The 634-nt window shown below is 74.8% G+C and carries 1 pseudogene; it reads right to left on the bottom strand.

The annotated features are described in order from the left end of the window. Positions 1–634, bottom strand: a pseudogene (locus RJ03_RS27305) (LuxR family transcriptional regulator); the annotation flags it as partial.

Below are 634 nucleotides of genomic sequence, written 5' to 3'. Positions count from 1 at the left end.
CGCGCGGCGCGATCCGGCTGCTCGCGCAGGGTCGAGGCCAGGGCTCGGTGGGCGGCGCGCCGGGCGGCCGGTTGCGCCGCGGCGGGGATCGCGGAACGCATCTGCGGATGCCGGAATCGCACTGCGCCGGAATCGATTTCGATCAGCCCGGCGGCGACGGCAGGGGTCAGCTCCGCGTCCTCGACCGGGCCGTCGGTCAGCACTGCGGCGGCCGCCAGGGTTTCGGCCACCGTGAGTTCGTCGAGCGCGGCGAGCAGGAGGGCGGTGCGGGTGGTCTCGGGCAGCTGATCGGCCCGCAGACCGAAGGCGCGTTCCAGTCGCTCGGTGAGCGGCAGCGGCGCGTCCGGCCGGTCGGCTGCCGCCGGTAATTCCTTCAGCGCCAACGGGTTTCCGGCCGCTGCCGCCAGTACCCGTTCCCGCCGCTGATCGTCGAGGCCGGGCGCGACGCTGTCGAGCAGCTGCCGCGCCTCCTCCTCGGCCAGCCGCGACAGCGCCAGCGTCGCATGTCCGGCCGGCGTCAGCGCCGTATCCGCGTCCCGGGTGGAGGCGATCAGCAGAATCGGCTCGGATTCCAGGCGGCGCGCGAGGAAGGCGAGCACCCCGGCGGTGGCGGCATCGAGCCAGTGCAGGTCCC

It is taken from the genome of Nocardia aobensis NBRC 100429 (assembly GCF_000308375.1).
GTDB lineage: Bacteria > Actinomycetota > Actinomycetes > Mycobacteriales > Mycobacteriaceae > Nocardia > Nocardia aobensis.
The sequence above is the reverse complement of the archived record's forward strand: the minus strand, read 5'-3'. Positions and strand labels throughout refer to the sequence as shown.